This is a genomic window from Streptomyces roseirectus (genome assembly GCF_014489635.1).
Lineage (GTDB): Bacteria > Actinomycetota > Actinomycetes > Streptomycetales > Streptomycetaceae > Streptomyces > Streptomyces roseirectus.
On sequence record NZ_CP060828.1, the window covers coordinates 7,051,630 to 7,077,125 of the forward strand.

Below are 25,496 nucleotides of genomic sequence, written 5' to 3' on the forward strand. Positions count from 1 at the left end.
TCACTGAGCGGTAGTCGATGACTGAGGGGCCGTACCTTTTCAGGTGCGGCCCCTCAGTCTTTTCGCGTATCCGGCCGCTTACGGGAATGCCGGTGCCCGCTTGGTCGTTGTGCTGTACGAACACGAGGAGGAGCGGTCCAAGTGCTTGATCCGCAGGGTTTGTACGCATGGGAGCCGAAGGGGCTGGCGGTCGTCGACATGGCGCTGGCCCAGGAGTCGGCCGGACTTGTCATGCTCTACCACTTCGACGGATACATCGACGCCGGCGAGACCGGCGACCAGATCGTGGAGGGCCTGCTCGACACGCTGCCCAACCAGGTGGTGGCCCGCTTCGACCACGACCGCCTGGTCGACTACCGCGCGCGGCGCCCGCTGCTCACGTTCAAGCGCGACCGCTGGCAGGACTACGAGGAGCCGTCGATCGACGTCCGCCTCGTCCAGGACGCCACCGGGGCGCCCTTCCTGCTGCTGTCCGGGCCCGAGCCGGACGTCGAGTGGGAACGGTTCGCCGCGGCCGTCAAGCAGATCGTGGAACGCCTCGGCGTACGCCTGTCGGTGACGTTCCACGGCATCCCGATGGGCGTTCCGCACACCCGCCCCGTCGGCCTCACCCCGCACGGCAACCGCACCGACCTCGTCCCCGGTCACCGCAGCCCCTTCGACGAGGCACAGGTCCCCGGCAGCGCCGAAGCGCTCGTCGAGTACCGCCTCATGGAGGCCGGCCACGACGTCCTGGGCGTCGCCGCGCACGTCCCGCACTACATCGCCCGCTCCGCGTACCCGGACGCCTCCCTGACCGTCCTGGAGGCCATCACGGGCGCCACCGGCCTCGTCCTGCCCTCCCTCGCGCACACCCTGCGCACCGAGGCGCACCGCACCCAGACCGAGATCGACCGCCAGATCCGCGAGGGCGACGAGGAGCTGACCGCCCTCGTCGAGGGCCTGGAGCACCAGTACGACGCCGTCGCGGGCGCCGAGACCCGCGGCAACATGCTCGCCGAACCCGTCGACATCCCCTCGGCCGACGAGATCGGCCGGGAGTTCGAGAAGTTCCTCGCCGAACGCGAGGGCGAAGGCTGAGCGGCCCGCTGTCAGTGCCGGGTTCTAAGCTGGCCGCATGCTGACAGTGGGCCTGACCGGCGGGATCGGTGCCGGCAAGAGTGAGGTGTCGCGGCTGCTCGTGGAGTCCGGCGCCGTCCTGGTCGACGCGGACCGTATCGCGCGCGAGGTCGTCGAGCCGGGGACGCCCGGACTCGCGGCGGTCGTCGAGGCGTTCGGGCCCGGGGTCCTGGGCGCGGACGGCGCCCTGGACCGGCCGAAGCTGGGCGCGATCGTCTTCGCCGACCCCGACAAGCTCGCGCTCCTCAATTCGATCGTGCACCCCCTGGTCGGCGCCCGCTCCCGCGAGCTGGAGGCGGCGGCGCCGGCCGACGCCGTCGTCGTCCACGACGTCCCCCTCCTCACCGAGAACGGGCTGAGCTCGCTCTACGACCTCGTGATCGTCGTCGACGTCGCCCCCGAGACCCAGCTCGACCGCCTCGTGCGGCTGCGCGGGATGAGCGAGGACGACGCCCGCGCGCGGATGGCCGCGCAGGCGACGCGGGACAAGCGGCGGGCGATCGCCGACATCGTGATCGACAACGACGTACCGCTGGCGGAGCTGGAGCGGCGCGTACGGGAGGTGTGGGAGGAACTGGCGCGGCGGGCGCGGGACTCGGCGCCGTAGGAAGAGCGGGCCCCGGGCGGGGCGTTGAACGCTCTCAGTGAGGGAAGGACTTTATCCGTGCCCGAAACCAGCGGTTCGACCGGACGCTCTCCGGAGACGCATGTCATCGACTTCCGCGCCGCCGAGCAGTTGCTCGCCGCGCGGGACCCGCGGGGTGCGGTGAAGCTGCTCGACGGGGTCATCGCCGCGCACCCCGAGAACACCGCCGCCCGCCTCCTGCGCGCGCGAGCCTTCTTCGCGGCGGCGCAACTGCGCCCGGCCGAGCTGGAGTTCACGATCGTCCTGGAGCGCGAGCCGGACAACGCCTTCGCCCACTTCGCGCTCGCGCGCACGTACGAGCGGCAGGGGCGCCGGGATCAGGCCACCCGGCACTTCCGGCTGGCCGCCGCGCTGGACCCGAACCCGGAGTATCTGAAGGCGGCGCGGTTCGACACGTAGGCGCTTCGCGGGGGTTGGGGGCTCTGCGGCTCTGCGGGCGGCTGGATCGGGCCGGGGTGGTCGGCCAGGGCTTGGAGGGGTGTGGAGGGGCGGCCGGGGCGTGCGCGGGGCCGCATGCGGCCGGGGGCGGTCGGGCGGGCGTGCGCGGGGTCTCTGGCGGCCGGGGCGGCCGGCCGGGTGCGCTCGGGCGGGCCGGTGCGGTCGGCCGGTGCGGTCCGGGGCCTGTCGCGGTGCGGGAGCTGTTGCCTCGCGGCGGGGGCCTGGCGCTCTGTGGGGTCTAGGGTCCCTCCGGTGGGCGGTAGGGCGGTATGTCGCGGCCCGGCTGGTAGTGGGGGCCCTGGTGGAGGTGGCGGACGATCTGGGTGAGGTCGACGGCGATCAGCAGCGTGAGCGCGCCGCATGCCGAGGCCCAGCCGGGGCGGCCCGCGACGGCGAACGCGACCGTGCCGAAGACGGCCCAGGCCAGGCCCCACAAGCTCAGCCACAGTCGCATCCGCAGCGCACTGCGCGCGGTCGTCGGCTCACTGCCCGTACGCATCGGGATCATCACTCCTTCCTGAAACGTACTCTTCGGGAGAGACGTTCTCCAGAGGTGCGTCCGTCCTGAACCGCAGGGGGTGTGTCCGTGGGATTCGACGACGGCGTGGCCGTGCTCGGCGAGGCCGACGCGCTGGTGGAGGTGCTGCTCGACCTCGGGGTGTCGCACCAGGACATCGAGGAGCCGCTGCGGCTCGCCCGGCAGGTCCTCGACGACCGTACGACCCGCGAGGCACTTGAGCGGGCCGTGGCGGAACTCGTGCGGGACATGGGCGAGATCACCGGCGGCATCGACCTCCCGCGCTACCCGGGCGCCTCACGGGCCGTCGCCCGCTGGTTCCCGCTGTACGTCTTCGCCGGCGCGCTGCCCCACGTGCGCGCGTACCACCGCGCGCGAGGCGTCTCCGACGACGTCAGCCGGCGCACCCTCGTCGACATCGGGCGCGGCGTCGCCGTCCACCGCCGCTGGCACGGCACCGGCGGGATCATGACCGCGCGCTGGCTGTCGCTGCATCTGCGCGGGGAGATCTACCAGTTGGGGCGGTTGCAGTTCCAGCGGGGGACGATTCCGCAGGGGCTGGGCGAGTCGGTCGCCCCGGCCGGGCTGCGGGCCGGTGATCCCGCGCTCTGGCTGCATGTCCCCGACTTCATGGGGCCGTTGACGCCGGACCGCTGCGACCGCTCCCTCGCGCGCGCCCGTGAGTTCTTCGCGGCGCACTATCCCGAGGAGCCGTACCGGGCCGTGCTGTGCGGGTCCTGGCTGCTCGATCCGCAGCTGAAGCGGTACCTGCCCGCCGAGTCGAACATCGTGCGCTTCCAGGAGCGGTTCGTCGTGCGTCCGCTGGAGGAGCCGAACGACATGACGCCCGTGCGGTTCGTCTTCGGGTCGACGCAGGTGGAGTTGGCGGAGCTGCCCCGGCGGAACGCGGTGGAGCGGGCGGTGGTGGAGCACCTTGAGGGGGGTGGGCACTGGTACGGCGGGGAGGGGTGGTTCCTGTGGGAGGGCGCAGGCGAGGGTGTGGGTGAGGTCGAGGGTGTCGGTGAGGGGCGGTCGGGGCGGTGAGGCCGTGGTGCTGAGGGGGGCCGGAGGGGACGCGCTCATGGGGCTGGGGGTTGAGCGCGGGGCGGGGGTTCGCTCGAACGAGTGGTGGTGTGGGGGAGGGGAACTGGTGTGTGGAGGCGGGGAGTTGGAGGGGCATGGAGATGAGGATGCGAGAGGGATACGAGGGCACGGGGCCCGGCGCGATCACGCCGGACGGCTGTGCGGTGGAGCTGTACTCACGGCTGCCGGCGGGGCCGGAGCCCGACGTGATCGCGGGCGCGGTCCCCGCCGGCGCGCGGATCCTGGAACTGGGCTGCGGCGTGGGGCGGATGACGCACCCGCTGCTGGAGCGGGGGTTCCAGGTCACCGCGGTCGACGAGTCGGCGGAGATGCTGGAGCGGGTGCGCGGGGCGCGTACGGTCCTGAGCCCCATCGAGGAACTGGACCTGGGTGAGACGTACGACGTGGTGCTGCTCGCCTCGTTCCTGGTGCACGCGGGGGACGCGGAGGTGCGGCGCGGGATGCTGCGGACCTGCGTCCGCCATCTCGCGCCGGGCGGCAGCGTCCTGATCCAGCGGGAGGGCGCCGACTACCACACGAACGTGCCCCGGCAGCGGGTCGATCCCAGCGGCTTCACCATCCACATCCGCGCCTCGACGCCGGTCGGGGACGGGGTCCGCTCGGTACACGTCGAGTACGACTTCCCGGACGCGGTGTGGACGCAGACGTTCTTGGCGCGGCCGTTCGGCGAGGAGCAGTTCGAGGAGGCGCTGGCGGAGGCCGGGCTGAGAGTGGAGGAGGTGCTGACCGAGGACGGGACGTGGGTGCGGGCGGGGGTGGTGTAGGGGTGGTGCGGGAGGGCGAGGGGGGACGGAGGTGCGAGCGGCAGGGCTGGGGCCGGAGTTCTACGGTGGAGGGATGGCGGTAGTGGAGCAGGAGGGTGTGAGTGCGCGGGGCGGCCGTAAGGGAAGAGACGCTGAGCTGTCGGCGTCCACCGAGTCCGTCGCCTCTGCTGCCTCCGACGCCGCCGCGCAGGCCCTCGTCGATCTCGACACGCGTGTCGCCGGCTGTCGGCTCTGTCCCCGGCTCGTGGAGTGGCGGGAGGAGGTGGCGCGGGTCAAACGGGCGGCGTTCGCGGAGTGGGAGTACTGGGGGCGGGCGGTGCCCGGGTTCGGTGCGGCGGACGCGCGGCTCGTGATCGTCGGACTGGCGCCCGCCGCGTACGGGGGCAACCGGACGGGGCGGATGTTCACCGGGGACCGGTCGGGGGACGTCCTGTACCGGGCCCTGTACGACGTGGGGCTCGCCTCGCAGCCGGAGTCGGTGCGGGCCGGGGACGGGCTTGAGCTGTACGGCGTCCGGATCACCGCGCCCGTGCACTGCGCGCCGCCCGAGAACAAGCCGACGCCGGGGGAGCGGGACGCGTGCAGGCCCTGGCTGGTGGAGGAGCTGAGGGTGTTGCGGCCGGGGCTGCGGGCGATGGTCGTGCTGGGGGCGTTCGGCTGGCAGGCGGTGTGGCCGGCGCTGGGGGCGGCCGGGTGGGAGGTGCCGAGACCTCGGCCGGCGTTCGGGCACGGGGCGCGGGTGCGGCTGGCCGGGCTGGACGTGTTCGGCTGCTTCCATGTCAGCCAGCGCAACACCTTCACCGGCAAGCTCACGCCGGAGATGCTGCGGGAGGTGCTGGTGACAGCCGCGCAGGCGGCCGGGCTCCGGACCGAAATGAGGTGAGGGAGGCGGCGTCCGGAACTTACGGTGCGGGGATGGGACTTTATCCGGAGACCGAACCGTACGACCACGGCATGCTCGACGTCGGGGACGGCAACCACGTGTACTGGGAGACGTGCGGGAACCCCCGGGGGAAACCGGCGGTGGTGCTGCACGGCGGGCCGGGGAGCGGATGCGGCCCCTACTTCCGGCGGTTGTTCGACCCCGAGAGGTACCGGATCGTCCTCCTGGACCAGCGCGGTTGCGGGCGCTCCACCCCGCACGCGAGTGAGTACGGCACCGACATGAGCGTCAACACCACCGAGCGGCTGATCGGCGACCTGGAGCTGCTGCGCCGGGAGTTGGGGGTCGAGCGGTGGCTGGTGTGGGGCGTGTCGTGGGGGTCGGTGCTGGGGCTGCGGTACGCGCAGACGTGCCCCGGCGTGGTCTCCGAGCTGGTGCTGACCTGCGTGGCCACCGGCTCCGACGCGGAGGTGGCGCTGCTCACGCGGGGGCTCGGGCGGATCTTCCCCGAGGCGTTCGCGGAGTTCCTGGCGGGCCTGCCCGAGGACGACCGCGAGGGCAACCTCGCCGTCGCCTACAACCGCCTCCTCGAATCCCCCGACCCCGGGGTACGGGAGCGGGCCGCGCGCGCCTGGACCGACTGGGAGACGGCGATGGCCCCGGCCCCGCCGCGTTCCGTCGAGCGGTACGAGGACGCGAGGTTCCGCATGGGCTTCGCCCGTACGGTCACCCACTACTTCGGCAACGACCACTTCATGGAGACCGACGCCGTTCTCCGTGACGCCCCCCTGCTCGTCGGCATCCCCGGCACCCTCGTCCAGGGCAGCCTCGACCTCGGCAACCTCACGGGCGTCGTCTGGCGCCTCCATCACGCCTGGGCCGACAGCGAGTTGGTGATCGTCGACGAGGTGGGGCATTCGATCGGGCCGACGACGATGGTGGACGCGCTGGTGGGGGCCACGGACAAGTACGCGGGGGTGTGAGGCTGGGGTGTGAGGCGGGGGTGGGGTGAGCCGGGCCGTACGGAACTCGCGCCCCGCACCTCGGACGCGCGCCCCGCACCTCGAACTCGCGCCCTGTGCCTCGGAGTTGTGCCGCGCCCGTGCCGACGCCCCGGCGCCCCGGCGCTGTACGGGGCTCGCGATCTGCCCCTCGCCGCCGTGCTGAGCCCGCCCCCCGCGCCCGGTGTCGTCCCGAATCCGCCCCCTACGCCCCTGCTTCCTGCGCCCCCGCCCCCTACGCCCCCGTGTTCACATCCGTGCCGAAGAGTCTGCGGGCCGTGGAGCGGTAGTTCGTGCGGACGTGGGTGAGGGCGTGGGCGCGGGCCTCGGCGGGGGCGCCGGAGGCGATCGCGTCGTAGAGGTCCTGGTGTTCGGCGAGGAGCTGGGTCCAGTCCTCGTTCTGGCGGGTGAGCCAGCGCAGGCGGCCGTCGACGGGTTCCATCACGGAGCTGAGGAGGCTGTTGCCGGCCAGCGCGAGGATGCGGTCGTGGAAGCGGGTGTTGACGTCGGTGATGGCTTCCGCGTCGGCCTCCTTCGTCGCCGTGGCCGCCTCGTCGAGCAGGGCGCGCAGCTCGGCCAGCGCCTCCGGCGTCGCACGGGACGCGGCGAGTCCGGCCGCGTACACCTCCAACGCCTCGCGCAGCTCGAAGAGTTCCCGCACGTCGTCGGGGGTGAGCCGGCGGACGACGGCGCGGCGCGCGGACGCGAAGTGGACGAAGCCCTCGGCGACCAGCGCGCGCACCGCCTCGCGGACCGGGACGCGGGAGACGCCGAACCGCTCGGCCAGTTCCCGTTCGACCAGCCGGTCGCCGGGGGCCAGCCGGCCCGCGATGATGTCCTGCCGCAGCGTCGCCAGGACGCGTTCACGGACCGCGCCGAGGGGTTCGCCGCCCGCGCTGTCCCTCGGCGTGGTCTTCGTCGTGGAGCCCATGGGGCCATTTTCTCCGACGCGAGGGGTCTTTTACCGGGCTGTAACCGCAGGGATATCGACAGGGGTGCTCGGCAGCGCGACCATGTCCGCACTTTGGTATACCAAAATACGCCGCGCGTCCCCGAGTTGCCCTCCCTGGAGCCCCTTTGTCCCTCACCGACCGCGCCGAAGCACCCGCGTTCACCCCCGATCCCCGGCTCGTCAACGAAGACCTCGCGCCTGCCGAGAAGCGCAACTGGAAGGTCTTCGACCTCTTCGCGATGTGGATGTCGGACGTCCACAACCTCGGCAACTACACGTTCGCGGCGGGCCTGCTGGTCCTCGGCATGAACGTCTGGCAGGTCTTCACCGCCCTCCTCGTCGGCTTCGTGCTCATCTACGTCGGCATGAACTGGATGGGGAAGATCGGCCAGCGCCACGGCGTGCCGTTCCCCGTCGTCAGCCGGATCAGCTTCGGCGTCTGGGGCGCCAACATCCCCGCGCTGATCAGGGCCGTCATCGCGATCATGTGGTACGGCATCCAGACCTACCTGGCCTCCGTCGCCGTCAACGTCATGCTCCTCGCGGCCTGGCCCGGCCTGGAGTCCTGGACCCGCCACTCCTTCCTCGGGCTCGACGCGCTCGGCTGGGTCTCCTTCGTCTCCCTCTGGCTGATCCAGGCGCTGATCATCCGCCAGGGCATGGAGGCGGTCCGCAAGTTCCAGGACTTCTGCGGCCCGGCGATCTGGCTCGTGATGATCGCGCTGGCCGTGTGGGTCCTCTCCAAGGCCGGCTGGACGATCTCCCTCACCACCACCCCGCACCCCGTCTCCGTCGGCGAGCAGTGGCGGCAGTGGTTCGGCGCGATCGGCCTGATCCTCGCCACGTACGGCACGCTGATGCTGAACTTCTGCGACTTCTCCCGCTTCGCGCCGGACTACAGGACCGTCCGCCGCGGCAACTTCTGGGGCCTGCCGATCAACTCGACCGCCTTCGTCGTCGTCTCCGTGATCGTGACGGCCGGCTCGCTGGAGGTCTACGGCCAGGCCATCACCGACCCCGCCGAACTGGTCGCCAAGGTCGGCAACACCTGGGCGCTGGTCGTGGGCGCGCTCACCTTCGCCATCGCGACCATGGGCGTCAACATCGTCGCCAACTTCGTCTCCCCGGCGTACGACCTCGCCAACGTGTGGCCGCAGAAGATCACCTTCAAGGTCGGCGGCATGATCAGCACCGTCGCGGCGCTGCTCGTCACGCCCTGGAACCTCTTCTCCAACCCGACCGTCGTCAACTACTTCCTCGGCGGCCTCGGCGCCTTCCTCGGCCCGCTGTTCGGCGTGATCATGGTCGACTACTACTGGGTCAAGCGCGGCAAGGTCGACGTCGACCAGCTCTTCGACGCGACGCCCGGCTCCCGCTACTACTACCGCCACGGCGTCAACCCCAAGGCCCTGTGGGCGTTCCTGCCCTCCGCCGCCGTCGCCGCCGTCCTCGCGCTGGTCAAGACGTTCAGCGACGTCGCCCCGTACTCCTGGTTCATCGGGACGGCGCTGGCGGCCGGCCTGTACGCCGCGATCTGCCGCGCCGAGCGCACGGCCCAGGAGGTCTGACGGACGTGCGGATCGTCGTCACCAACTGCAACACCACGCAGGAGATGACCGCCGAGATCGTCCGGGGTGCCCGCGCTGCCGCAGCGCCGGGCACCCTCGTCGACGGTCTCACCCCCGGCTGGGGGCCCGAGTCCGCGGAGGGCTGGCTCGACAGCTACCTCTCCGCGGCGGCGGTCATCGACACCCTGCGCACCTACGACGGGCCTGCCTACGACGCCGTCGTCATGGCCGGGTTCGGCGAGCACGGCCGCGAAGGCGTCCGTGAACTCGTCGACGTGCCCGTCGTCGACATCACCGAGGCCGCCGCGCACCTCGCGTGTCTCCTCGGGCGCCGCTACGGGGTCGTCACGACCCTGGAGCGCACCTGCGGTCAGATCGAGGACAGCCTGGAGCTGGCGGGGGTCGCCCGCAACTGCGCCGCCGTCGTCTCCACCGGCCTCGGCGTCCTCGAACTCACCGATCCCGCGCGCACGGAGGCCGCTTTCCTCAACGCCGCCGAGCACGCGCGCGCCGCCGGCGCCGAAGTCCTCGTCCTCGGCTGCGCCGGTATGACCGGCCTGCAACAGGTCGTCGCCGAGAAGCTGGGCATGCCGGTCGTCGACGGGGTCGGGGCCGCCGTCAAACTGGCCGAGTCCCTGGTGGCGCTCGGGCTGAGCACCAGCCGCGCGGGCAGCTACGCGAAGCCGATCCCGAAGGGCAGGGCGTGGGGGAGGGGCGGGTAGGGACTGGTCGTCTGCGGGGAGGGAGCGGGCGGTGCGTGGGGCAGGGGGCGGCTGTCGGAGTTGTGGGAGGGAGTTGTGGGGCGCGGTGAGCGCGGTACGGGGGGCGGTGCTGGGGGTTGCGGGCCTCCGGTGGCGCGTGCCCGCGCGGGCGCCTACTCCGGTACCACCGCCGTCGCCGTGATCTCCACCAGCTGGCCCGGATAGCCGAGGCAGGCGACGCCGAGGAGGGTCGAGGAGTGCGGGCCGATGGCGAGCCCGGACGACTGGACGACCTTCCAGACCTCCGCCAGGACGCCGGGCTCGGTGCTCACCACGTACACGTCCGTCACCACGACGTGCGCCAAGTCGCTCCCGGCCGCCCTCAGTTGCTCCTCCAGGTTGGCGAGAACCTGTTCCGCCTGCCGCACCGGGTCCCCCGCCCCCACGAGGTTCCCCTCGGCGTCGAGCGGCACCGCGCCGGCGAGGAACGCGAGTCTCGTGCCGGCCTCGACGATCGAGGCGTGGGAGTAGACGGGCGGGCGGAAGAGGTCCGGAGAGGTGACGCGGCGGATCATCGGGGCTCCATGGAGGTGGGGTGAACTCCCCATCTTGCGGAGGAGCTTGGTTCCCCGCACCTGATTTCTCCGCACGCGACTTCCGCGGACCCGACCCCTCCGGACCGTTCCCGACGCGCCCCCTCCGTCCCGCCCGAGCCCTCCGCGCCAGCACCACCCGCCGCCTGCGCCGCGCCTCGGCCCGCCCCGCCGCCGACCGCCGCAGGGCGGCCCGCCGCACCGCCCTGAACCGCCCACCCCGCTCGGCGGCCTCGACCCGTACGAGGCTGTAGAGACGGCCCGAGTCGGGATCTCCCAGCAGCTCCCGGACCAGTTCCCCGGGCCAGCCCCGGGCCCGCAGACCCGCGACCGACACCAGCCGTTCCTCGTGTGACGCCATCTCGAATCCCCCGTCGTCGTTACTCAGCGTGACGACTTCATTGATAGCGCACCCCACTGACAACGGCCCCTCCGCCGGTCGCCGCACGGCTCGCAGGCCAGACATGACGGGGCAGCCGGGTGAGGAGAGCGAAGTGCGGTTCGGCACCCCAGCTCTCCTGATGCCCGATGACGAAGAGCCGCCGCCGGGCCCGGCCGACGACGCCGTTGAGCAGGTTCGGACTCCCGGCGGCCCAGGCCCGCGCACGGGCACCGTCACGCGGGTGCGTGCCGAGGACGAGGACGACGACGTCGGACGCCCCACCCCGCACGGTGCGGACGGTCCCGATGTGCTCGGCGAGGAAGGCGGCGACCTGCCGCCGATGGGCGTCGGACGGCACCCCCGGCGGCACCGACGACTCCAGCTGCATCTCACGCACGGTACGCACGCACCCGGAGACCACCTCACGGAACGGACTGAGGATCCGCACCCGGTCGAGACCGACCCGCCACTCACGGTGCAGCAGCGTCAGCACCCGCTCCAGCGCGACGCCCTCCTCCGGCACCCACGCCCCGACCGCCCCGCCCGGCAGCACGTCCACCCAGCAGCTCAGCGGATACACACAGTCCCGGCACCCGTCCCGCCCGGCGCCCACGCACGCGTGACACAGCCGCCCGCCGGGAAACGGCCGCTCCTGCGTCCCGTAGACCAACAGGCCGTCGTACGCGATGTCGTTGCTCAGCTCGAACATCGTCCGCTCGCACCGCCGGTGCACCCGCAGCGGAGCACCCACCCACACGGCCCCGGCCGCCTCACCCGGCCGCCGCACGCGCACGGTCGTCCCCCGGACGCTCACCCGGTCCGCCACCGCCTGCGCGGACGTACGCGCGGGCAGCCACGCCCCGTCGACGCCGTACGCCTCGCGCAGCCGCCCGCGCACGGACAACGACAGCGGGACGACGGGCTCCGGCTGGAGCGGATCGCCGACCAGCACGGCACGGCGGGCCCGCCACAGCGCCCCGACGGCGGCCTGCGGGACGGCCTGCCCGGCCCCGTCGGCCAGGACCCAGCCCAGCGAACCGGCGCCCAGCGGCCCGAACAGCCGCCCGCAGGACGCGAACGTGGTGGACACCACCGGGACGGCCAGGAACAGCGACTGCCACACCGCGAGCGCCACGTCCGGCGGCGCGGCGCCCGCAAGCACCTCCTCCAGGGGCAGCAGATTCAGCCGTACGGTCCGGGCGTTGGCCGCGACGAACGCGCGGTGCAGGTTCAGCGCCGCCAGGAACACCCGGGTCCGCGCCGAGCAGAACTCCTCGTCCGCCCAGGGCGACGACAACTCCCGCTCCGCGTCGGTGAGATGGTCCTCGGGGACGTGCGCACCCCACGCGGTACGCGCGCGTGCGACGCGCCCCCGGACGTCCGAGACCGCCTCCCCGGCCCGCGCCAGCCGCTCACGCGCGTGCCGGTACAGCCCGGCGGCCTCGTCCCGCGCGCGTTCGGCCCTCATCGCCTCGCTCAGCGCCGCCCCGCGCGCGAGGTGCGCGCGGTTCAGCTCGCCCTGGAGCCACCGGTCGCCGTCCTGCCACTCCGTGAACACGCGCCCGGTGCCGAGCGCGCCGCGCAGCCCGCCGGGCCGGTTCCCACGGTGCCGTTCGGCCCGCTCGCGCGCGTTCTCGTACGCCGCCGTCGCCTGCCGCAGCTCCGCGCGTGCGGCGGACAGCGCGGCCGAGGCGTCGGCCTCGTTCTCCCGCGCGGTGACGACGGCCGCCTCCGCGTCCGCCACGCCCGCGTCGAGCCGGCCGAGGTCCCGCAGCGCGCGGGCGGCCGACGCGCGGTCGTCCCGCAGCGCACGCGCGTGGCGCACGGCCCGCAGGAACTCGGCCTTGGCGGCACCCCAGCCGGGCTCGGGCTCGGGCGCGGGTGAGAGCGAGGCTGGGGCTGGGGCGTCTGTGTCGCCCTCTGAGCGCTCGCCCCGCCACCAGCGGTCCAGGAACTCCCGGCGCTCGTCCGCGTCGCCCAGCGGCGCCGCCACGGCGCCCCACACCGGTGCCCCGCCGGGCAGCGAGACCGCCTGGCCGGCGCAGTACGACGCCTCGGCGTGCCACTCCTCGCCGAGTGCGGCCGGCGCGGACAGTTCGGCGGTGATGTCCCGCGCGGCGCCGTCGTCGGACGACACGACGACGATCTCGTGGCCCGTCAGCTCCGGGCGCAGCCGCGCCACACCGCGCGCGACCCCCTCCCGCCGCCACTCCACCCGTCCCGCGAACCCGTCCGCCGGGCGCGCGAGCGCCGCCAGCCGGGTCGCCCGCTCCACCACGACCGCCGCGATCAGGTCCCGCAGCATCGTCGTCGCCCCGGTCCCCGGCGGCCCGTGCACGGAGAACAGCCCTCCACCGTCCGCCAGTTCGGCCAGCACCGTGTTCACCGCGAACTGCTGGCCCAGCACGAGCGGCTGCCGCGCGGGCGCGGGCCAGCGCCCCAGGGGCGTCGACCCGGGGGCAACGGCCTCCAGGACGACGTCCGGGTTCTCGCGCACGTCGATCCGCGCGGACACGGGGACGTCCTGCGGGGCGGTCAGATACGCCGTCAGCGGCGCCCCGTGGTCGTCCGCCGCCGCGACCCGCTCCAGGTCCTGCGCCAACGGGCTGTTCAGGAGCGCCGGTTCGGCGTCCGGCAGGGTGCCGTCCGCGCGCCTGCGCACGCGCCGGCTGTGCACGCGGATGCTCGTGGGCGACACGAGGTCCGCGACACCGCACAGGTCGGCCACGTGCGCGGCGAAGGCGATCAGATCGGGGAGTTCCAGCGGGCGGGCGGGCCCTTCCCGGACGTCGAGAGCGGGGCTCTGGGCGAGCGCGACCCCGGCCGTCCGGTGGGCCGCCGGTCCGTCGGCCTGGGCGGCGCCTTGGCGTGCGAGGCGGGGTGGCGGGATCTCGTCGCGCGCGGGGACGACGGCCAGGGCGTCCGCGCGGGGGCGCGCGTCCTCGCCCCGGGGGCTCGTCGCCTCGTCCACCCGCTGTCCCGGCACCCCGGCCCGCGGTGTTCCGGCGGTGGTGTCCCCGGTCAGCGTGTCCAGGGCGTCGACCGCCGCCGAGCCGAGGAGGTCCAGCAGGAGCGCGCGCCAGCCGTCCGGAGCGTCGTCCACGCACGCGTAGGGCATGTGATGCCGGCTCAGCCTGCCGATCGCCCCGGTGCACGCGGACTCCGTCGCCGTGAACCCGTCGAGCCACCCCGCCCCGCTGCCCGGCCCCGGATGCCGGACGCGTCCGGTGGCCCACGCGCACGTGGAGAGCACCGCCGTCCCGTCCAGGAGCACCCCGTCGGCGTCCACGGTGAGGGCGAACACCGCCGTCTCGTCCCGTTGCCCGCGCACGCCGGAGTGGTCCTCACCGACGTGTGCTCCGAGCGCCCCGCGCGCGGCGGCCGGCGGGAACACGCCGCCGTACACGGTGTGCCGCCACACCTCCCGGCCGGCGTCGACCCGCCCGTCCGCGAGGGGATGCCCCTCCTGCCAGGGCAGCGGTGGCCACGGCTCTCCGGGACGGACGTCCACCCGCTGCACCCGCTCGCGCGTGGAGCCCCGGGAGCCGTTCGGGGGCGCGGACGGCAGCGGGGGCGGGCAGAACAGCTCCACGGCCCGCCAGTAGCCCACGACCTCCGCGCGCCGCCGCCGCTCAGAGCGCATCGGCCCCCCGATCTCGTACATGCCTACACAGAGTGAGCCAATGTACTCATTCGGGTACGGCACTCCCAGCCGCTCGCGCGTACGGGGCGCACAGCGGAAAGCCCCCGGCGGGTGGGAAACCTGCCGGGGGCTCTCTCAGTCGCTGCTGCCGTCACTGTCCCTCTGACCTGCGGGGGGGGGTGCCCCAATCCTGGGGAGCGGGGCGCCGGAAGGTCGATCAGGTCGCTGACGTCGGCGACCTTCTGGAGCGTGCGCGCGAGGGACGCGAGCGTACGGCGCACCTCGTTCAGCTGATCGCGCAGCGCCTCCGCGTGCTCCCAGGAACGCTCCCAGTCGACCGGATCGCGGCCTTCGGGACGCCGGGACTCGTAGGCGGCCAGGCGGGGGTGCCAGGAGGCCAGCAGGGGGCGCAGGACGCGGTTGAGGACGGTCACCGCGAGGACGCCGAAGCTGACGTGTCCCGGGGCCAGCGGCGGGGCCACGTCGGGCCCGTAGCGGCGCAGGATGTCACGCGTGGTGCCGAAGAACGTGTAGAGCGAGGTCAGCGCCTCGCGCAGGAACCCCTCGTCGGGACGCAGGTCCTCGACCGAGACCCGGGTCACCAGCTCCAGGTACAGCTCCCAGGCCGCGCTGCGCTCCGCGTCGGCCGGCTGCCAGGTGCCGGAGATCTCGCCCACGAACGGTATCGACAGGGTTGCCGTGATCTGCGACGGTCCGCCCGGTCCCCGTCGCCTGCGCTGTCTGTGTCCCATGATCGCCTCCCCGGTGACCACAGTAGGGTAAGGCGCCGTGTGGGACGTCTTCCTCAGCTACAGCCGCGCGGACGTGGAATCGGTCCGTCCCCTCGCGCGGGCGCTGCGCGAAGGCGGCCTGCGGGTGTTCACCGACGAGACCGGTGTCGCCCCCTTCGAGGGCATCAGCGACACGATCCGCCGTGAACTCGCCCGCTCGAAGGCCCTGCTGGCGTACTACTCCGCCGGCTACCCCGCGCGCGAGGCATGCCAGTGGGAGCTGACCTGCGCCTACCTCGCGGGCCTTGCCGAGGGCGACCCGAGGCGCCGGGTCATGGTCGTCAACCCCGAGCCGGCCGCCGCCCACATCCACCCCGTGGAGCTGCGCGACGCCCGGCACGCGGACCCGGCGGACCCCGCGGGGCTCGTCGCCGACGTCCGGGCCCACGTCGCCCGTCTGGACGGTCCCATGGGGCTGCCGGAGCCCGCCGAGGGGCGTTCCCGGCCCGGCCCGCACCCCGAGTTCGTGGGGCGCCTGCCGGAGCTGTGGCAGGTCCACTCCGCCCTGCACGCGCACGCCGCGCCCCTCACCGCCGGTCGCGCCGCCGCGCGGACCGTCCAGATCCGCGGCATGGCCGGCATCGGCAAGACCCTCCTCGCGCGCGAGTACGCCCTGCGGTTCGAGGCCGCCTACCCCGGCGGCGTCCACTGGCTCGACGGCCGCGCGTACGACGCCTCCGCGCGCGCCCTGGACGTCGACCCCCGCCGTTTCGACCGCCCGTTCCTGTGGATCGTCGACGGTGTCCCCACGGGACGCCTCACCGTCCAGGAGATCGTCGCGATGACCGCCCCACACCCCCTGGGGCACACGCTCTTCACCCTCCGCAGCCGCGCGTACGACGCCCTGGGCGCCGTCGTCGACCTGGAACCGCTCGACGCACCCCACGCGCGCGTGCTGCTCGGCGACGGGGACGACGCCACGGACACCCTCGCGGAAGCGGTCGACGGCCACCCCCTCGCGCTCGCGCTCCTGGGCCGCGCCATCCGCGCGGGACACCACCCGCGCACCCTCTACGACCACCTGCACGCGCGCGGCAGATCACTCCTCGACACCCTGGCCGAGGACGACGTCACCGCGGACGTCGTCGCGGACGTGGCCGGAGAGGAGGCCACCGACGTCCTGCGCTGCGCCGCCGCCCTCCACCCGCTGCCGCTCACCGTGCGGGACGCCGCCGGCGTCCTGGCCGCCGTGGACCGCGTGCCCCCGGCGGTCGCCAGGCGCCGGGCCGCCCAGGGCGTCGCGGAACTCTCCGTACGCAGCCTGCTGGACCCGGAGAACGCCGCCGACGGCGTCCGTGAGGCGTGGCGCCTGCACCCCGTCACCCTGCACGCCTGGCACCACCACGACCCCGCCCCGGCCCGCACGGAGGCCCTCAGGCACGCCGCCCTGCGCGCGCTGTGCGGGCGTCGTGGCCCGGATACCCTGGGTCTTCCCGGCAGCCGGAGGGAGGGCCTTGTGGCAGCGTCCAGCGAGTCCGAGCGGATGGCCGCGTTCGACATCCAGGTCGAACTCGTCACCCGGATCGGCGTCCAGGAACTCGCACCTGGGCAGGGGAGCCTGCGTGAGGCGCTGGCCTCGCTCAAGTCGGTGATCGACTTCACGCGCGCGACACTGCACACGTACAGCATCGGCCTCGCGCCCGGCGCGGGCGCGCAGACCGTGCAGAGCCTGGCCTACAGCCTGGTCAACGAGGTGATCCGGCCCTTCACCACCACCTGGCACCCGCGCCTGACGGCCTACGAGGCGACCCGCCCCGACGCCGTCAGCCCGCTCGACCACGAGGCCGGCTGGGCCGAGGGCGCGGCCATGCGCGCCGAACTGGCCGCGTTGCGCGAGCCGTTGCAGGAGATCGTGCGGGGGCTCGGCGGGATCTCCGGCGCCGGGTTCGGGCTGGCCGCGGCGGGCTGAAACCCGGTGGTGGCACCGGGCCGCCGCTCCCTAGCCTGCGGTCATGCCACACCTCACCGACGCCCAGTTCCTCGACACCGTCGCCGACCGGCTCGCCGCGCTCCCCACGGTCCGCGCCGTCGCCCTCGGCGGCTCACGCGCGCAGGGGACCGCGCGGCCCGACAGCGACTGGGACCTGGCGGTCTACTACCGGGGCGCCTTCGACCCGCGGGACCTGCGGGCGATCGGCTGGCCGGGGGAGGTCTCGGAGGTCGGCGGCTGGGGCGGGGGAGTGTTCAACGGGGGCGGCTGGCTGGACGTCGAAGGGCGACGCGTCGACGTCCACTACCGCGACCTGGACGTCGTCGAACGGGAACTGGCGCACGCGCGTGAGGGCCACTACCGGGTCGAGCCGCTGCTGTTCCACCTCGCGGGCATCCCGACCTACCTGATCGTCGCCGAACTCGCGATCAACCAGGTGCTGCGCGGCCAGGCGCCCCGCCCGGACGGCTATCCCGGGAAACTGCGCACCGCCGCGAGCGCGCGCTGGTACGACGCCGCACGGGCCACCCTCGACTACGCGCGCGCCTCGCACGCCCCGGCGGGCCGACGGACCGAGACGCTGGGGGCGATCGCCGTCGCCGCCGCACAGACGGGGCACGCCGTGCTCGCCGCGCGCGGCGAGTGGGTCACCAACGAGAAACGGCTGCTGGACCGCGCGGGCCTGCGGGACGTCGACTCCGTCGTCAGCGGGACGACGGACCTCGCGGAGGCCATCGACCGCGCCCGCGCGCTGTTCGAGGAACGGATGACGGAGGCGCGCCGCCCATGACGGGCGCCGCCCATAACGGGCACGCCGGGAAGCACGGAGGCAATCCAGGAGTTGCGTTCATAAAGAAACCCTCTGATCACACTCCGCTTCACCTCGGCGAAACGCGGCCGCCCCGCCCGTTCCGTACGGTGGAGAGCAGCCCGAAGCCCCGGCCGACGTCGCCCGACGGCACCCGTCCCGTCACGACAGGAGCCCTGTGTCCCCAAGCGCCGGTGTCGCCCTCCCGCCCTGGCTCGCCCACGCGTTGCGCGCGCAACGCGGCCCGGTTCCGTGGGCCGCGGTCGCGCGCGGGGCGCTCGCGGCGGGCCCGCTGCTGGCGGTCGCCGTCGCCCTGGACCGCACCTCCCTGGGCGTCGTCGCCGCCATCGCCGCGATGCTCGCCGGGATCAACGACCGTCCGGGCAGCAGGCGGACGTCTATCCAGCGGCTCGGGACGCCCGCGCTCGCCGGAGCGGCCGGACTCCTCACCGGCACCTACGCGGGCGGGCACGCGGGGCCCGTCGTCCTCACCCTCGTCCTGACCGCCCTCGGGCTCCTCGCCGGCGGCATGAGCGCCATCGGGCCCGTCGCCTCGGCGGCCGGCACCCAACTGCTCGTCGCCTCCGCGATCGGCGCGGGGATGCCGGTCGACGAGAGCGGCTGGCAGCGCGCCCTTGCCTACCTCGCGGGCGCCGGCTGGCTGCTCCTGCTGCGCCTCGCCCTGCCCACGCCCGGCTCGCTCGCCGGGGACTTCCGCTTCGACGGCGAACGCGACGCCGTCGCCCGCGTGTACGACGCGGTCGCAGCCCTCCTGGACGCCGTCGGCGGACCCGACGCCACCACCCGCCGGGCCGCCCTCACCGCCGCCCTCGACCACGCCCAGGACGCCCTCGCGGGCCCCCGCCTGCGCCGCTACGCCAGCTCCTCCGCCGAACGGCGGCTGCACGCGCAGTACGCAGCCGCGCTGCCCCTCGCCGAGGCCGCGACCGCGCTCGCCTGGGCCGGCGACCCGGTCGCCGAACGGGCCTCCGAAGGGCCCCGGCGCCTCGCCGCCGCCGTCCGCGAGAACACGCACACCGGGCCGCTGCCTGCGCCCTCCCGGTCCGCGCCCGCGCTGCGCGCCCTCGACGACGCGCTGCTGCACGCCGCCGAGGCGTTCGACCGGGGCCACGGCGACGCCCTGCACGCGCGCAGGCGCGGCGCCGCCGACCTGCTGCGGGCCGCCTTCGGCACCGGCGGGCGGGAGTACGGGCTGCGCGTCGCCCTGTGCTTCGGCGCCAGCGCGGCCATCGCCCAGGCCCTGCACCACTCCCACTGGTACGGCGAGCACACGCACTGGTACTGGCTGCCGGCCACCGCCGTCTTCCTCGTCAAGCCCGACCTCGGGCCGCTCGTCTCGCGCGTGCTGTGCCGGGCCGCCGGGACCGTCCTCGGGGCGCTCGTCTTCGCCGGCTTCGCCGCGTTCCTGCCCCGCCCCGAAGGGCTCATCGCCCTCGTCGCCGTCTGCGGCGCCCTCGTCCCCGTCGCGACCCGGCACTTCGCCGCGCAGACCGCCGTCGTCACCGTCCTCGTCCTCGCCCTCGTCATGGTCGGCGGCGAACCCCAGGCGTCCGCGGGGCGCATCGGCGAGACGCTGGTGGCCTGCGTCCTCGTCCTCGTCGTCGGCCACCTCCCGATGCCGGGGGAGCGCGGTGGCCAGGTGCGGGCGCGGCTCGCGGTGGCGACCGAGGCCGCGCAGGAGTACCTGGCGTACGTGCTGAGCGGCACCGAGCACGCGGAGCCGGGGCGTGGCGAAAAGCCGCAGAAGCGCGTCAGGCGGCCTTGGCGGCACGAGAAGCGGGAAGATGTGCACACGGGGCTCCACGGCGGCGAGAGTGGCCCTCAGGTGCCTCACAGCCCCCTTTCCGCCGCGTCCGGCACTCCGGGAGGGGACCGCGCCACCCGCTGGGCCCTGCGCCGTGAGGCGTACCGCACGCTCGCCGAAGCCCGCACCGCCATCGCCCTCTCCGCCGCCGAACACCCCGCGCTCGCCCGCCACACCGCCGGCACCGACGAGGTCGCCGCCCTCCTCGAACGGCTCGTCGACACGACCACCGCGAGCGCCGTGCAGATCGACGACACCGGGCACCTCGGCCACCGGCACCGCGAACTGCTCGACGAACTCCTCACCGCGCTCGACACGCACCGCGTACCGGGACCCAGGGCCCGGATCAGGCTGCCGCGCGCGGTCTGAACGCACGCGGGCGCTACGGGACCCGCACCCACACCGGCGCGTGGTCCGACCCCGGCGCGTCCCGCCGCTCCCTCGGGTCCTCGCCCACCGACGGCAGCCGCAGCACCCCGCCCTCGTCCGGCAACCCGGTGCCCGCCTCGGTCACACGGTGCACCAGACGGTGGCTGAGCAGCACGTGGTCGATCAGCTCGCGGCGCCCGGAGTTGACGCGGGAGTAGCGGCGGTCGGCGGGGATGAGCGGCGCGACGTTCCACAGGCGGACCCGGTCGCCCTGGTCAGGCACCTTGTAGCCGGGCGTGCCGATCTCGGACCCGGGAGGGCCGAGGAGGATCTGCGTGGTGGCGGCCTGGACCTCGTCGTTGAGGTCGCCCAGGACGACGACGTCACGCGCGCGCCCGTCGCCCGCGAGCAGTTCGTCCGCCAGGGCGCGCAGCGTCACCGCCTCGGCGGCCCTGCGGTACAGCGCGTACGCGCCGTAGCGGGCCCGCTCGCCCTCGTCGTGCGGGAAGAAACGGTTGCCCGGGTACGTCAGGAGCTTCGACTTCAGGTGGGCCACCGCGAGCAGCACCCCGCCGGCCCGCACCGCCAGGAGACCGCGCCCGGGCGCGGAGACGGCCGACCCGGCGTCGTCGACCTGCACGGGCCGCAGCTTGTGCGGGAACGCGTCGACGTCCGCGACGACCTCCAGGGGCGTCCGGCTCAGCACCCCGACACGGATGCCGCGGCCGTCGGGATGCTCGGACAGGGCGGTGTGCCACTCGCCGCCCACCGCGTCGACGAGGTCGCCCAGCGCGTCGGGATCGCCGACCTCCTGGACGCCCAGGAGGCCGGGGTCCAGCGCCCTGATCACCCCGGCCAGGTCGGCGAGTTTCGTGTCGTAGGTGGCCTTGTCCTTCGGCCCGAAGGGGCCGCCGGGCCGGTAGAGGTTTTCCAGGTTCCAGGTGCCGAGGAGCATGACGGGCTCCCTCCAGAGCGCTTCCAGGGCCCCAGGGTGCGCTCGGGGGAGACCGCCGCGACAGGTGCGGGACCGTGATGCCCGCCACGGCTCACGCAGGCCGAGGACCCCGTCGTACGGTGTCAGGATGACCCCATCCGCGGACCTCGTCATCTCGGGCTGCACGATTCTCGAACCGGGTCTCACTTTCCGCGACGGCGCCACCCTCGTCGTCCGGGACGGCCTGATCGAGACGGTCACCGGCGCACCCGCGCCCGCCGCCGTCCGGCACATCGACGCCCGGGGGCAGGTCGCCCTCCCCGGGCTGATCAACTGCCACACGCACGCGTCCATGGTCGCCTTCCGGGGCCTCGCGGAGGACCTGCCGACCGAGGAGTGGTTCAACGACGTCGTCTGGCCCGTGGAGGCCAACCTCACCGCGCGCGACGTCGCCCTCGGCGCCAGGCTCGCCTGCGCCGAGATGATCCGCGCGGGCGTCACCTGCTTCGCCGACCACTACTTCGCGATGGACGAGGTCGCCGCCGCCGTCACGGAGACCGGCCTGCGCGCGCACCTCGGGCAGGCGTTCTTCTCCTCCCAGGGAGCACGGGGCCGCGCGGAGTCCCTGGAGTTCGCCCTGCGCCACCGCGACGGCGCCGGCGGCCGGATCACCACCGCCCTCGCCCCGCACGCCCCCTACACCGTCACCGAGGCCGACCTCGCCGCCACCGCCGCCCTCGCCCAAGAACACGGCCTGCCCGTCCACCTGCACGCCGCCGAGAACCGCGACCAGACCGAGACCAGCCTCGCGCGCCACGGCGTCACCCCGATCGACGTCCTGGAACGCACCGGGATCCTCGACACGGACGTCCTGATCGCGCACGGCACCGGCATCCTCGACCGCGACCTGCCCGTCCTCGCCCGCGCGCGAGGGCGCGTGTCCGTCGCCACCGCCCCGCGCGGGTACCTCAAGTTCGCCTGGCCGACGACCACGCCCGTGCGCGCACTGCGCGAGATCGGCGTCCCCGTGGGGCTCGCGACGGACGGAGCGGCCTCCAACAACTCCCTGGACGTCTGGGAGGCGATGGCCCTGACCGCGCTGGTCCAGAAGTCCACGACCGGCGATCCGCGCTGGCTGACGGCCCGCCAGGCCCTCGACCACGCCGGCCCGCAGAGTGCGCGGGCGCTCGGCCTGGACGACCGCGTCGGCACCCTCGCCCCCGGCACGCGCGCCGACCTGATCCTCGTCGACCTCACCGGACCCCACACCCAGCCCGTCCACGACCTCGCCGCCACCCTCGTGCACAGCGCCCGCTCCGCCGACGTCCGCACGACGGTCGTCGACGGCCGCGTCCTCATGCACGAGCGCGAACTGCTCACCGTCGACGTCCCGGCCGTCGTCGAGGAGCTGACGGCCCGGCTGCCCGCGCTCCAGGAGCGCGGGCACGGCCGCCGCGTCCAGGAGTACGACATCTGAGGGGCCGCCGCGCGGGGGCCGGAAAAATTCTTCGCCCGCGACGATGAGTTCCGCGCACGTGCGCAGTCACCCCTTCCGACGGACCGTCACGCACGTCAGTACAGAAGGGGTGGGCGATGTCGCTCCCGGAGATCGTCTCGCGCGAACAGTGGCGCGCGGCGCGCGAGGACCTGCTGGCCAAGGAGGCGGCCGTCGCCCGCGCGCGGGACGCGCTCGCCGTCGAGCGGCGCCGGATGCCCATGGTCGAGGTCGACGCGGAGTACGTCTTCGAGGGCGGCGACGGCAAGGCGACCCTGCTCGACCTCTTCGAGGGACGCGGCCAGCTCGTCGTCCACCACTTCATGTTCGCGCCCGAGTGGGAGGCCGGCTGCCGGGGCTGCTCGGCCTTCCTCGACCAGATCGGCCACCTCGCCCACCTCAAGGCCCGCGACACGTCCTTCGCGGTCGTCTCCAGGACGCCCTACACGCGGATCCTGCCGTTCAAGGCGCGCCTGGGCTGGACGGTGCCCTGGTACTCGTCCTACGACAGCGACTTCAACGCCGACTTCGGGGCGACCGCCAAGGGGGCCGACGGCGAACTCCTGGAGCGGCCGGGGCTGAGCTGCTTCCTGCGCGACGTGGACCGCGTCTTCCACACGTACGCGGCGCACGGGCGCGGACTCGACGGGATCGGCTCGCTCAGCAGCCTCCTCGACCTCACCGCGCGCGGGCGCCAGGACGACGGCGTACCGGTTCTGCACCACGACGAGTACGAATTCTGATCGTTTCCTTCCGAATCGCGGCCCCTTGGGCGGTCCATGTCGTTTTCACAGTCCGTACGGACGCAGTGTCAGGTAGGTCTCAGTCCTGTCATATGCCGAGCCGATCGGGCCCGCCGCGCGTTCACTCCAGTACGGACGACGCTTTCGGAGGACGACATGATGAACGGGCGGACCGTACTGGAACGGTTTCCCGCGGGCGGCCCGCGCGGGTCGTGGCCGGCGGAGGAGTTCGCGCGCGCCAGACGCTCCGAGGGGCTTGAGGCCGAGGTCGTCATGGACCTCGCGAGCGACACGTTCCTGGTGATCGTGCGGGGTCACTCCGGCGAGTGAGCGGGCAGCCGCACGGTGAACTGCTCGGCCTGGAGCGCGTACAGCTCGGCGTACACGCCCCCGGTCGCCAGCAGCTCCTCCGGTGTCCCGGACTCGACGAGCTTCCCCTGGTCGAGGACGTGCACCAGGTCGGCGTGGCGGACCGAGGCCAGCCGGTGGGTGATCAGGACGACCGTCTGGCCGCTCCCGGCGAGCGCCCGGATCTTCTCGAAGACCTCCAGCTCCGCGCGCGCGTCGAGCGCGGCCGTCGGCTCGTCCACGACGAGGATGCGCCCGCGCCGGTAGGCCGCCCGCGCGATGCCCAGCCGCTGCCACTGGCCCCCCGACAGCTCGTGACCGCCGCTGAACTGGCGGGCCAGGAGCGTGTCCAGCCCGCGCGGGAGGTCCGCGACGACGTCCTCGGCGCCCGCCTGCGCGACGGACGCGGCCAGCCGCTCGTCGGTGAGCGGGGCGGCGGAGCGGCCGACGGCGACGTTGACCTTCGCGGTGAACGGCCAGCGCTTGAAGTCCTGGGCCACCATCGCGATCCGCTCGGCGAGCTGCCCGCGGTCGGCCTCCGCGGCGTCCACGCCGTCCCACAGGATGCGGCCCGAGTCCGGGCGGTACAGCCCTGCGAGCAGCTTCACCAGGGTCGTCTTGCCCGAGCCGTTCTCGCCGACCAGGGCGACGATCCGGCCCAGCGGGAGCGTGAGCGTGACGTCGTCCAGGGCGGGCCGGTGCTCCGGGGACGCCTCGCCCGGGTAACGGAACGTGACGTTCTCGAACCGGATCTCCCGGGGGTCCTCCGGAAGGTCCACGCCGCCCGCCGGGATCGCCCGCGCCGCCGCCTCGACGTACAGGCGTTGCAGGTCGCCGACGAACAGCGCCTCCTCGTGGAGCTGGTTCACCTCCAGGACCAGCGTGTTGAGGCTCGCCGAACCGCTGCGGATCGCGATCACGGCCGTCCCCGCGACGGACAGGGCCATCGCGCCGCCCAGCAGCAGCCCGCCCAGCGTCGCGTACGTCGCGCAGGTCGCCAGGCCCGTCCAGCCCGCCGCGATCAGGCCCGTACGGGCCTGTAGACGGGCCAGGCGGGTCTGTTCGGCCTCCGCGGTCTCCGACATCGCCCGGAAGTGCCGCAGCAGGAACGGGCCGACGCCGTGCACCCGGATCTCCGGGGCCGCCGCCGGTTCGGTCAGCAGACTCGCGATCAGCTGTCCCGCGCGCGCGTGCTGCACCCACGTGTGGAACGACTCGTAGTGGCGCCTGGCGTTCGTCAGCGCGCTCCAGGCGCTCGGCAGCGTCATCGTCACCAGCAGGGGCAGCAGCAGCGGGTGCAGGACCGTCAGGACGCTCGCGGCGGCGGCCAGGGAGATCACCGAGTTCACCACACGCGTGCCGTACCCGATCATCCTGCGGGCCGACCGCGCGCCGTACTGCGCGGTGTCCAGCAGCTTGTGGAACGCGTGGTCCTCGATCGCGGCCAGCTCCACGGCCGCGGCCCGCTCCAGGTACAGCTCGGTCGCCACCCGCTCGACCTTGGGCTCCAGACGGCCCGTCGCGTACGTCGACGCCGCGCGCAGCAGCGCCCCGAGGAGCAGGACGACGGCCATCGCGACGAGCGCCGGGACGGCACCGCGCACCCGGTCCTCGATCGGCCCCTCGGAGATCAGCCGGCTCAGGGCACTGTTCACCGCGAGCAGGCTGACGGCCTGGGCGGCGCCGTGGGTCACCTCGGCGGCCACGACGACCTTCGCCGCGCGCGGGTCCGCCTGCCGGGCCAGCCTCAGACTCACCGCGAGCAGTGACGGAAGCCGGGTGAGCATCGCGCGCAGGTTCAGTTCGAGGAAGGCGTCGTTGTGCTGGTTCCAGCCCGTGTCGTAGCTGAGCGGGCCGCCGAAGAGCAGCCGCTCCGAGTCGGAGACCTCGCGGTCGTCCAGGCTCTCCTTCTGCTGCCCGCGCGGTCTGCGCACGCTTCGCC

At 73.9% G+C, this 25,496-nt stretch carries 22 protein-coding genes; 15 read left to right on the forward strand and 7 right to left on the reverse strand.

Translation table 11 applies throughout. From position 1 onward, the window contains the following. Positions 1-141: 141 nt before the first annotated feature. The 3 genes from IAG44_RS30255 to IAG44_RS30265 are packed head-to-tail and all read left to right on the forward strand — an operon-like array spanning position 142 to position 2,164. On the forward strand, positions 142-1,080 hold the full coding sequence (locus IAG44_RS30255; RefSeq protein ID WP_187750246.1) for a PAC2 family protein: 939 nt from the start codon (positions 142-144) through the stop codon (positions 1,078-1,080). A gap of 37 nt (positions 1,081-1,117) precedes the next feature. Further along, a complete protein-coding gene (gene coaE, locus IAG44_RS30260) occupies positions 1,118-1,726 on the forward strand; it encodes a dephospho-CoA kinase (protein WP_187750247.1) in 609 nt (202 codons plus the stop codon). Between the two features lie 57 nt (positions 1,727-1,783). Further along, entirely contained in the window at positions 1,784-2,164 is a 381-nt protein-coding gene (locus tag IAG44_RS30265) for a tetratricopeptide repeat protein (RefSeq protein ID WP_187750248.1), read from the forward strand. Between the two features lie 277 nt (positions 2,165-2,441). Here the strand turns inward: IAG44_RS30265 and IAG44_RS30270 are convergent, their stop codons facing one another. Then, positions 2,442-2,711 carry a DUF6343 family protein gene (locus IAG44_RS30270; RefSeq protein WP_187750249.1) on the reverse strand — a complete coding sequence of 90 codons (270 nt, stop codon included), beginning with the start codon at positions 2,709-2,711 and terminating at the stop codon, positions 2,442-2,444. Between the two features lie 78 nt (positions 2,712-2,789). Between IAG44_RS30270 and IAG44_RS30275 the strand changes: the two genes are divergently transcribed. The 4 genes from IAG44_RS30275 (at position 2,790) to pip (ending at position 6,454) form a co-directional block, all read left to right on the forward strand. Next, complete coding sequence (locus tag IAG44_RS30275; protein ID WP_246562182.1) at positions 2,790-3,764, forward strand: acyltransferase domain-containing protein; 975 nt, start codon at positions 2,790-2,792, stop codon at positions 3,762-3,764. 134 nt (positions 3,765-3,898) lie between these two features. Further along, positions 3,899-4,588 (forward strand): class I SAM-dependent methyltransferase, encoded by a 690-nt coding sequence (locus tag IAG44_RS30280; RefSeq protein WP_187750250.1) that lies wholly within the window; start codon positions 3,899-3,901, stop codon positions 4,586-4,588. Positions 4,589-4,661: 73 nt separating this feature from the next. Beyond that, complete coding sequence (locus IAG44_RS30285) at positions 4,662-5,471, forward strand: uracil-DNA glycosylase (RefSeq protein WP_187750251.1); 810 nt, start codon at positions 4,662-4,664, stop codon at positions 5,469-5,471. Positions 5,472-5,503: 32 nt separating this feature from the next. Next, on the forward strand, positions 5,504-6,454 hold the full coding sequence (gene pip, locus IAG44_RS30290; RefSeq protein WP_187750252.1) for a prolyl aminopeptidase: 951 nt from the start codon (positions 5,504-5,506) through the stop codon (positions 6,452-6,454). 253 nt (positions 6,455-6,707) lie between these two features. Here the strand turns inward: pip and IAG44_RS30295 are convergent, their stop codons facing one another. After that, positions 6,708-7,403: a GntR family transcriptional regulator gene (locus tag IAG44_RS30295; RefSeq protein ID WP_187750253.1), complete on the reverse strand. Its 696-nt coding sequence runs from the start codon at positions 7,401-7,403 to the stop codon at positions 6,708-6,710. Positions 7,404-7,549: 146 nt separating this feature from the next. On the opposite strand from IAG44_RS30295, the gene IAG44_RS30300 reads away from it, so the two are divergent. Both IAG44_RS30300 and IAG44_RS30305 read left to right on the forward strand, forming a co-directional pair. Then, positions 7,550-8,992: an NCS1 family nucleobase:cation symporter-1 gene (locus tag IAG44_RS30300; protein ID WP_187750254.1), complete on the forward strand. Its 1,443-nt coding sequence runs from the start codon at positions 7,550-7,552 to the stop codon at positions 8,990-8,992. A gap of 5 nt (positions 8,993-8,997) precedes the next feature. Beyond that, complete coding sequence (locus tag IAG44_RS30305) at positions 8,998-9,714, forward strand: aspartate/glutamate racemase family protein (RefSeq protein WP_187750255.1); 717 nt, start codon at positions 8,998-9,000, stop codon at positions 9,712-9,714. 152 nt (positions 9,715-9,866) lie between these two features. On the opposite strand, the gene IAG44_RS30310 is transcribed toward IAG44_RS30305, so the two are convergent. The 3 genes from IAG44_RS30310 to IAG44_RS30320 form a co-directional block, all read right to left on the reverse strand. After that, positions 9,867-10,268, reverse strand: a complete 402-nt coding sequence (locus IAG44_RS30310; RefSeq protein ID WP_187750256.1) for a RidA family protein — start codon at positions 10,266-10,268, stop codon at positions 9,867-9,869. 416 nt (positions 10,269-10,684) lie between these two features. Further along, on the reverse strand, positions 10,685-14,332 hold the full coding sequence (locus IAG44_RS30315; protein ID WP_187750257.1) for a hypothetical protein: 3,648 nt from the start codon (positions 14,330-14,332) through the stop codon (positions 10,685-10,687). Between the two features lie 2 nt (positions 14,333-14,334). Beyond that, positions 14,335-15,063, reverse strand: a complete 729-nt coding sequence (locus IAG44_RS30320; RefSeq protein ID WP_246562183.1) for a hypothetical protein — start codon at positions 15,061-15,063, stop codon at positions 14,335-14,337. Positions 15,064-15,100: 37 nt separating this feature from the next. On the opposite strand from IAG44_RS30320, the gene IAG44_RS30325 reads away from it, so the two are divergent. The 3 genes from IAG44_RS30325 (at position 15,101) to IAG44_RS30335 (ending at position 20,034) form a co-directional block, all read left to right on the forward strand. After that, positions 15,101-17,011, forward strand: a complete 1,911-nt coding sequence (locus IAG44_RS30325; RefSeq protein ID WP_187750258.1) for a toll/interleukin-1 receptor domain-containing protein — start codon at positions 15,101-15,103, stop codon at positions 17,009-17,011. A gap of 43 nt (positions 17,012-17,054) precedes the next feature. After that, positions 17,055-17,822 (forward strand): nucleotidyltransferase domain-containing protein, encoded by a 768-nt coding sequence (locus IAG44_RS30330; RefSeq protein ID WP_187750259.1) that lies wholly within the window; start codon positions 17,055-17,057, stop codon positions 17,820-17,822. A 196-nt stretch (positions 17,823-18,018) separates the two neighbouring features. Then, positions 18,019-20,034, forward strand: a complete 2,016-nt coding sequence (locus tag IAG44_RS30335; RefSeq protein WP_187750260.1) for an FUSC family protein — start codon at positions 18,019-18,021, stop codon at positions 20,032-20,034. Positions 20,035-20,047: 13 nt separating this feature from the next. Here IAG44_RS30335 and IAG44_RS30340 read toward each other — a convergent pair whose 3' ends face one another. Beyond that, complete coding sequence (locus IAG44_RS30340) at positions 20,048-20,989, reverse strand: endonuclease/exonuclease/phosphatase family protein (protein WP_187750261.1); 942 nt, start codon at positions 20,987-20,989, stop codon at positions 20,048-20,050. Positions 20,990-21,116: 127 nt separating this feature from the next. On the opposite strand from IAG44_RS30340, the gene IAG44_RS30345 reads away from it, so the two are divergent. The 3 genes from IAG44_RS30345 (at position 21,117) to IAG44_RS30355 (ending at position 23,536) form a co-directional block, all read left to right on the forward strand. Beyond that, complete coding sequence (locus IAG44_RS30345; protein ID WP_187750262.1) at positions 21,117-22,445, forward strand: amidohydrolase; 1,329 nt, start codon at positions 21,117-21,119, stop codon at positions 22,443-22,445. A gap of 116 nt (positions 22,446-22,561) precedes the next feature. Next, complete coding sequence (locus IAG44_RS30350; RefSeq protein WP_187750263.1) at positions 22,562-23,206, forward strand: DUF899 domain-containing protein; 645 nt, start codon at positions 22,562-22,564, stop codon at positions 23,204-23,206. A 159-nt stretch (positions 23,207-23,365) separates the two neighbouring features. Further along, complete coding sequence (locus IAG44_RS30355; RefSeq protein WP_187750264.1) at positions 23,366-23,536, forward strand: hypothetical protein; 171 nt, start codon at positions 23,366-23,368, stop codon at positions 23,534-23,536. Here the strand turns inward: IAG44_RS30355 and IAG44_RS30360 are convergent. After that, positions 23,521-25,488 carry an ABC transporter ATP-binding protein gene (locus tag IAG44_RS30360; protein WP_187750265.1) on the reverse strand — a complete coding sequence of 656 codons (1,968 nt, stop codon included), beginning with the start codon at positions 25,486-25,488 and terminating at the stop codon, positions 23,521-23,523. The two genes, IAG44_RS30355 and IAG44_RS30360, sit on opposite strands and share 16 nt — an antisense overlap. Between the last annotated feature and the right edge of the window lie 8 nt (positions 25,489-25,496).